General features: G+C 66.7%; 6 protein-coding genes and 1 pseudogene. 3 read left to right on the top strand and 4 right to left on the bottom strand.

What is annotated here, in order from left to right:
• Positions 1-176: 176 nt before the first annotated feature.
• The 3 genes from QZV81_RS09345 to QZV81_RS09335 all read right to left on the bottom strand — a co-directional run bounded on the left by QZV81_RS09345 (position 177) and on the right by QZV81_RS09335 (position 3920).
• Positions 177-1712 carry a polysaccharide biosynthesis tyrosine autokinase gene (locus tag QZV81_RS09345; RefSeq protein WP_292836218.1) on the bottom strand — a complete coding sequence of 512 codons (1536 nt, stop codon included), beginning with the start codon at positions 1710-1712 and terminating at the stop codon, positions 177-179.
• A 3-nt stretch (positions 1713-1715) separates the two neighbouring features.
• Complete coding sequence (locus QZV81_RS09340; RefSeq protein WP_292836215.1) at positions 1716-2378, bottom strand: hypothetical protein; 663 nt, start codon at positions 2376-2378, stop codon at positions 1716-1718.
• A 717-nt stretch (positions 2379-3095) separates the two neighbouring features.
• Positions 3096-3920 (bottom strand): response regulator transcription factor, encoded by an 825-nt coding sequence (locus QZV81_RS09335; RefSeq protein ID WP_292836212.1) that lies wholly within the window; start codon positions 3918-3920, stop codon positions 3096-3098.
• A 165-nt stretch (positions 3921-4085) separates the two neighbouring features.
• Here QZV81_RS09335 and QZV81_RS09330 point away from each other — a divergent pair, with 165 nt between their 5' ends.
• Both QZV81_RS09330 and QZV81_RS09325 read left to right on the top strand, forming a co-directional pair.
• A complete protein-coding gene (locus QZV81_RS09330; protein ID WP_292836210.1) occupies positions 4086-4976 on the top strand; it encodes a helix-turn-helix domain-containing protein in 891 nt (296 codons plus the stop codon).
• Positions 4977-5128: 152 nt separating this feature from the next.
• Positions 5129-5677 (top strand): hypothetical protein, encoded by a 549-nt coding sequence (locus QZV81_RS09325; RefSeq protein ID WP_292836208.1) that lies wholly within the window; start codon positions 5129-5131, stop codon positions 5675-5677.
• Positions 5678-5776: 99 nt separating this feature from the next.
• Here QZV81_RS09325 and QZV81_RS09320 read toward each other — a convergent pair whose 3' ends face one another.
• Positions 5777-7333, bottom strand: coding sequence for a polysaccharide biosynthesis tyrosine autokinase (locus QZV81_RS09320; protein ID WP_292836205.1), 1557 nt, complete (start codon positions 7331-7333; stop codon positions 5777-5779).
• Positions 7334-7613: 280 nt separating this feature from the next.
• Here QZV81_RS09320 and QZV81_RS09315 point away from each other — a divergent pair.
• Positions 7614-8080 (top strand): annotated as a pseudogene (locus tag QZV81_RS09315) (DDE-type integrase/transposase/recombinase); the annotation flags it as partial.

Below are 8080 nucleotides of genomic sequence, written 5' to 3'. Positions count from 1 at the left end.
CGCGCACCGGTCTTCGTGCTAACGGGGCAAAACCTTGAGAGATCCTTGCGCTGACGCGGTGGGATGCCGCTACCCGGCGATCCTGGTCCTTACCGGTGGACGCCTTCGCGCACATCCTTGCGCTGATCGCCTTGGCGCTGACGCCTTCGGGACGGCGCAGCCTACCAGCAAGGCGGTCAGGAGTCCGTACGGTCGCTGCGCCGCGCAGACCGTTGGCCAGTCGGGAGGGCCTCTGCCTCGATCGCGGGGCCGCCGGGTTCTGTGCTCGACCTGCGCGGACCGGGTGCTGCTTCTGTGGTCGTTCCCGAGGGTTTGACCTTGCGCGGCCTGTCTTCTTCTTTGCGCTGATACGACTGGTACTGGTAGCCGTAGTATCCGGCGCTGCCGCCACGCCGCGGCACCTTGTTGAGCACGACGCCGAGCGCTCTTGCGTTGGCGCGTTCGAGATTCTCCAGCGCCTTCTGCAGCATGTCGTAGGTGGTGTGACCGGCTGAGGTGACGATGAGGGCGCCGTCTGCACGGGTTGCGATGATCGCGGCATCGGTCACGGGGAGAAGCGGCGGGGTGTCGATGATGACGAGCGCTGATTCGGACAGCTGCTTCACCAGGTCGCGCATGCGCTGCGATCCGAGCAGCTCGCTCGGGTTGGGCGGAATGCGACCGGCGCCGATGACCACCAGAGAGTCGTCGATGCGGTGCGAGACGTCGTCGACCGTGGCGCGCCCGGCGATGACGTCGGTGAGCCCCGCGCCCTCGGGCAGTGCGAACAGCGAGGAGATCACCGGGCGGCGCAGATCGGCATCGATGAGGATCACGGGTTCGCCGGCCGCGGCGAGGCTGACCGCGAGGTTGGCCGCCGTGGTCGACTTGCCGTCACCGGGCACGGGGCTCGTGACCACGATGGAGCGGGGCGGGTTGTCGACGCTCATGAACTGTAGGTTGGTGCGCAGTTCGCGCAGGGCCTCGGCGACGATCACGCTGCCGCCGTCGCCCAGTACCTCGTCGAAGACGAGAACTCGGCGCGAGGCGGCGAGATCTTTGTCGAGCGGGATCGTACCCACGACGGCGACTCCCGTCTCGCGTTCGATGTCGCGCGGGTCGCGCAGCCGGCGATCGAGCACGTGCCGGATGACCGCGTAGCCGATGCCGAGCGCGAGGCCGATGAGGGCGCCGAGTGCGACGTTGAGCCTCGTGTTCGGCGACGAGGGCGCCGTCGGCAGGCGCGCGGAGTCGCCGGCGACGACCGTTACCGCCGACGATCCCGACGTGCCGTCGCCTTCGAGTTCGTCGATCTGCAGGATCATGCCGCGGATCCACGCTTCGGCCAGATCCCTGGCTTCTTCGGGCGTACCCGCCGAGGCGTTGACGACGATGACGATCGTGTCGAGCGGATTACTCACGTCGACGCGCCCGACGAGCGCCTCGGGCGTCGTGTCGAGATCGAGCTCGTCGATCGCGAACTCGGCCACAGCCCTCCACGTGCCGACCGCGACGAACGACTTCACCTTCGCCTGGGCGAGCTGGTTGCCGACAAGGGACGAACCGACATCCGTTCCCGAACCGAGTGTCGTGACGTACCCGGTTGCCTCAGCCGTGTACACGCGCGGCTGAAGCGAACTGTAGCCGAAGGCGACCGCCGTGCCGAGCAGGGTCAGCAGAAGGATGCCGACCCAATGAGCGCGCAGAATGCGCAGGTAGTCGCGAAGCTCCATCGGTCAGGGCTGGCCTGCCGATGCGCTGGTGGTTGCGGCGTGGGCGTTGGTCGCGATCGCCATCGCGGCGATGGTCTTCGGCCAGGGCAATGCTGATGGCTTGGACAGGTCGTCGGAGGGGAGAGAGAACGTGAGCTGCGAGGTGTACCCCGGCTGTCCTGCCTGGCCCGCGGAGATCGAACCCGCCCAGGAGAAGACGTACGTCGCGGTCGCGCCTGAGAGAGCTCCGCTGGAGGCGACCCACCCGCTGCCCGATGTCACCGTCGGCTTCGTGCCGAGAAGGCCGGTGGCATCCGAGACCGTGAGCGTGAGGGTGATCGATGTCACAGCTGCAGTGGGGTCGGTGGCGAAGTAGGACAGTCCGACACTCGTGTTCCCGTCGATGCGGTTCAACACCGCATAACCGGCCACCCACCACGGCGGGCTCGCAAGGGAGTGACCCGGCACGTATCGTGTCTGGGCGCCGGCGCTGAGGTTCGTGAAGACCAGGTCGGGAATGCCCGGCGTCGGCGCCGGGGCGGGCGTCGAGGCCGATGCCGGCGGCGTCGCGACGGCGAGGATCACTGCGGGCGCCGCCCACGCCCCGGCCTTCACCAGCTGGCGGCGGTTCAACTGCTTCGTCGGGACGTCGAAGGCGGTGGCACTGCGCGGAAGTTCGATGTTCACAGGGGTCCCCAGAGCTGTCACACGAAACGGGGCTGCACATGCCCCTTTGATCACTCCAGGTAAACACCCGCGATGGCAGGACTTCAGGCACTTAGCGCAACGTTGCGGTTCACCTCAGCGAAAACTCAGGCGACTCCAGGGGGTGGCCGCCCTCCGCGATCGCCTTGAGGGCATGCGCGTCGGCCACCATGAGCGCGTCCAGTTCGGAGCCGACGGCGTCGGCATTGGCCCCAGCCGCCACTGGCCGAGAGTTGGGTGCTGGCCGAAAGATGAATGGAGATGGGCCATCCAGGGGCGATCGTGGCGAGCTCCTCGAGCAGGTGACGCATGCAGGAGCGCACCGCAGCCTTCAGATCGTCCGCGTCGTCGAGGCGAATACCCAGCAGCGTCCACGTGCGTTCCCCACCGGTTCGCCTCGTCTCAGCCGATCCTTCGCGATTCCGCGAAACGACGCGGCGTTCGTGACGGTCTGAGTACCGTGGTCCAGCCGCGTCTTCAGCAGCAGGCTCACCAGAACGCACACGAGGTAGCCCCGATGCTCAGCGGAAGGAGTAGTACGTCGTGAGCTCGCCGACCGGCAAGACCCACAGATAGTGAGACGATAGATGCCGCCGAATCCCATAAGGCCGATCGCCGTGATCATGACGACGCCGGCGGCCAGCGACAGTTACCACAGCCAGATCGATCGCGAGCGCCCGCGAGTCCTGCGCGGCATCGTCATCGCTGTGTCGCGGCGTCGACTGTCAGGCGATACCCCACGCCCCGCACGGTCTCGATGTGGACAGGCATGGCGGCTGGGTCGCCGAGCTTGCGGCGGATGTTGGTCATGTGAGACTCGATCGCCCGCTTGTCGAGCTCGCTGACGTGCACGACCCCGGGAGTGTCGCCACGGGCGACCAGCGCGAGGTCTTCTTTCGATCTCGCCCGTCGTTGCGACTCGAGCAGAGTCCGCAAGAGATCGAACTCGGTACGGGTCAGCACGATCGCATCGTCGCCTTTGTGCACGGCGCGTGTGCTGGTGTCCAGAGTGATGTCGCGGTGAATCAAGACCGATGGGGATGCCGTGGACGTGGGTTCGAGCGCGGCCGGCGCATCGCGCGGTGCGAAGCCGCGCGGCCGGCGCAACATGGCCTCGACCCGCGCGCGAAACTCCCTCGGGCGAAAGGGCTTGGTGACGTAGTCGTCTGCGCCGATGCTCAGCCCGAGCACTGCGTCGGCTTCTTCGGCCCTCGCGGTGACGAGCACGATGTAGGTCTCGCTGATGGCGCGCACGCGCTTCGCCGTCTCGAACCCGTCGATGCCGGGCATGTTCACGTCGATCGTCGTGATGCGAGGGTTGTGCGCCCGGACAGCCTCGACGCCGTCGACCCCGTTCTCAGCGCCGACCGCAGTGAAGCCGGCCGATTCGAAGAGCTCGATGAGGATGTCGCGCACGGCAGCGTCGTCTTCGACGATGACCACGGTCGACGCGGGCGCGACCGCCGGTGTCGGTGTGGGGGAGGAGATGTTGGTGGGCGCGATGGCGGGGCTCGGCGTGCTCATGGATCCTCGCTCGTCGCTCCTCAGAAAGGTCACCTCTCCCATACTCGACGATACGGGGTGCGTGCTACGAGCGTGTTACGGCTCGACATCGGCGTTGCGCACACCGCTAGTGTCAGGAGTCAATACTGCGTAGCAGAGTCGCGGCGCCAGAATGCAGGGGGTCCGATGAACACGCTTGCGCCGAACTCGTTGACGCCGCCCGCCGGTCATCGGTCTCGCGTGTCGCGCACTTCCGTGCGGTTCGGCTCGATGCAGATTTCGAAGTCTGCCGTTGCGCAGGGCGGGGTGCTCCTTCCTGCGCAGACCCGCACTGACTCGGTGCGAGTTCACTTCGTCGAGGAGGGTGACCTTCACTATCGCGACCATGGCGGCCAGGCTCGCAGCAGCATCTCGCCGATCCGATCGGGCGACGCGCTCATCGCGGCCGATCCGGCGGTTGTCGAGCTGATGTCGCGCGGCAGGTACCTGATCACATCGATCGCTATTCCTCAGTCCGTGCTCAGCGACGTCGGTATGCAGCTGCCCGCGGTGCAGCGAGTGCCCGATGGTGCAGCGCTGCTCGAGCCGGTTGCGGCATTCGTGTCGCGTGCCGCTCTCGTCGCCGACGTCGACACGACAGGCTTCAGCCGCTACTATTTCGAACGCCTGCTGCAAGAGATGGTGCTCTCGCTGCTGATCGAGACCGCCGGGGCGAACCGGGTGCCACGTCCGACCGAGACCTACTCGCTGGCGATGGCGCTCATCGCCACGCAGCATCCCGATCCGTCGCTCACGGCGCAGAGGATCGCTCGCGAACTGCGCATGTCACTGCGGCAGCTCGAGCGTGTGTTCCGGGAGCGTGCCACGACGATCACGCGCGAGATCCGTCGCGCGCGTGTCGCCGAGGCGGTGGCGATGCTGCGCGATGAGTCGTACCGCGCGCTGACCGTGGACGAGATCGGGCGCTATGTCGGCTTCAGCGGCGGATCGAGTCTCGCGCGGGCGATGGCGAATGACGGCGAGGCGTCCCCGGCTCAAATTCGCTCGTCAGCAGGCCAGAATCCGGCGTTGCCTTAACCATAGGCGCCGCATTCCATACCGAAAGCGACGTAGCGACGATTTCACGGCACCTCGCAGTGGCGACGCCGAGAAGCTTGCGCCAGCGAGGATGCTTCCGCCTAGGCGGAGACCTCGCTTTCATTTGTCTAATCCGTTTGGGGGAGAAATACATGTTCGACGAACCAGATCTGACGACGCCGGACGGGGCGACCAAGCCCGTCACGCGCCGTACCCTCGTCAAGGCCGCTGCATGGTCGGCGCCCGTCGTCGCGCTCACCATGGCATCGCCCGCTCAGGCCGCCAGCCCGCCGCCGCCGCTGCCGCCGCAGTTCTACTTCACGATCGGCGTCGACGCGAACAACGTCGACGGGGTCTACCAGAACCTCCAGGTGCTGCCCGGAAGCGTCATCGCCCAGGGCACGCCGGGCTTCACCGCAGGAACCATCACGATCACGGTCTGGATCCCGGTCGGCTACACGTGGTCGGCACCGGCGACGCCCGGATGGACCAAGTCCACTCCCGAGACGGGCAGCCCGCGCGTCATCTACACGCTGGATGCCCCCCTCACCATTCCGGCCGACGCCAACACGCAGTCGGCGTACTTCCCCGGTGGCACACTGGTCGGAACCGGCGCTTCGCCGTCCAACCAGGCTTCGGTGCGAATCAACAGCACGGTGTACCCCGGTGCTCGCACCTATTGGCCCGTCGACGACGAGTAGACGCGCACGAGCAGACGCCGCTGGCGGTGTGCTCGGGTATTCCTACCCGAGCACACCGCCGGTTTCGTGTGTGGCGACGATGCGGATCGCCGTCGTCTACTACTGGAGCGTCTCTACAGAGCGACGTCGCCGACGCAGCGGCGGCTGAGTGTCGGGTGTCGGCGACCCCGACACGTCCACGTCAGATGTGGGGGCGTGCGTGTCTGCAGGCGCGACCGGAGCGGCGTCGGCCAGCGAGGTCGCGCCACCCGACTGCGCTCGGTAGTAGTCACCGGTGTACTGGTAGCCGTAATACGCCGAGCTGCCCTTCTTGCGAGGCATGCGGTTCAGCACGATGCCGAGCGCCTTCGCGTTGGATCGTTCGAGGATGCCGAGGGCCTTGTTCAGAATCTCGAACGTCGTCTTGCCCACCATAGCGACGACGATCGCGCCATCGGCGCTGTTGCTGAGGACTGCGGCATCGGTGACCGGAATCAGCGGCGGCGCATCGACGATCACCGTCGCCGATTCGCTGAGGGTCAGCAGCAATTCACGCATGCGGGCTGACCCCAAGACCTCGCTCGGGTTCGGTGGCACCCTGCCTGCCCCGACGACGCGGAGCGTGCCCAGTTCTCCGACCGGCTGGGCGACGTCGCCCAGCGTCGCGCGATCGGACAGCACGTCGGTGAGGCCGGCGCCCTCGACGAGGCCGAACACCGTGGCGACCATCGGTCGTCGCAGGTCGCCGTCGATCAGAACGACCTGCTGCCCACTGGCTGCAATCGTGACGGCGAGGTTCGCCGCGGTCGTCGACTTGCCGTCGCCGGGCAGCGGGCTCGTCACCACGATCACGCGCGGGGGGCTGTCGACGTTCATGAAGCGGATGTTGGTGCGCAGCTCGCGCATGGCCTCGGATACCGCGAAGAGGTGGACGTTCTCGCTCGAGGCGGAGTTCGCTCCGTCGACGGGCACCAGGCGGCTTGCTGATTGGAACGACTTCTCGTCGGGGATCGTGCCCACTACGGCGAGACCGGTCTCTCTCTCAACGGCGTCGGCAGATCGCACGCGCCGGTCGAGGACGTACCGGAGCACGGCATAGCCGATGCCGAGGAAGAGCCCGACGATAGCGCCCAGCGCGACAGAGAGACGGACGTTCGGAGAACTGGGCGCGGTAGGCAGCTGCGCGGAGTCGGCCGGGACGAGTGTCACCGTGGGGTCGACATCCGACCCATTCGTCTCGAGGTTGTCGATCTCGACGGCCATGCCTCGAATCCACGCCTCGGCCAGGTCGCGAGCGGCCTCTGGGGTGCCGGCGTTCGCCTGCACACTGATCACGACCGTGTTGAGGGGATTCGACACCGTCACCCGGCGTACGAGTGCCTCAGGAGCGGTTGTGAGCCCGAGGTCGGCGATCGCGTGTTCGGCGACCGCGCGCCACGTTCCGACGTTCACGAACGACAGCACTTTCGACTTGGCCAGATTGTCTGCCGCGAAGGCGACGCCCGAACCCTCGTCGTTGCCGTTGCGGTAGGGCGTGACATATCCGCTCGCATCGGCGGTGTACACCTTCTGCTGAGTAAGCGTCCACCCGAACGCCGCGGCCGCCCCGACAAGCGTCAGCAGGGTGATCGCGAGCCAGTGCGCTCGCAAAATTCGCAGATAATCGCGAAGCTCCATCTGTCGCCCTCTCCAAGTCTGATCGGTTCGCCGACGTGTCGATCGCGGCGGAAATGGCGAAGCCGACGACGTATCAGCACCGCTGGCAATGTCACGATATCATCGGGGCGTCTTGCGCCGGATGTTCTGCCCATGGCACCTCAACTGTCGATGAACTTCGTTCGCAGCGCAGGCAGGTCCTTTGCCGCACAGGCACACCTCGTGGCTGGTGGCCGTTACCGCACACAGGGAAGGTCGTGCATTGAATTCGGAATCCAGCGTGGTCTTGCGATTACCGTGCGAGGTGACTGCGCTCATCCGCCGCACTACGATCGGTGACGCGTCGTGGGGCGCGATCGATCGCGCCATGCGGCTGCTCGGCCTGTCGGGCGTCACCCGCGCGAAGGGGATCCGCACGACGATCCAGGCGAAGGACGGGGTGCGAGCCGGGGACCTTCTCAACCGGGACTTCACCGCGACCGCCCCGGACACTGTGTGGGTGACGGACTTCACCTACGTGCGCACCTGGGCCGGGTGGGTGTACGTCGCGTTCATCCTCGACGTGTTCTCGCAACGCATCGTGGCCTGGCACGCGCAGACCAGCAACCACGTCGATCTGGTCATGATCCCGCTGCGGATGGCGCTCTGGCAGCGTGACCGGGACGGGCACCCCGTCGGCCCGAAGCAGCTGATCCACCACTCCGACGCCGGCCCCCAATACACATCGATCCGGCTCACAAGCCACCTCGCGCTCGAGGAGATCGCCCC

It is taken from the genome of Microbacterium sp., from assembly GCF_011620665.1.
Classification (GTDB): Bacteria; Actinomycetota; Actinomycetes; order Actinomycetales; family Microbacteriaceae; genus Microbacterium.
Note: the sequence above shows the minus strand (reverse complement) of the source record. Positions and strands in the feature narration are given on the sequence as shown.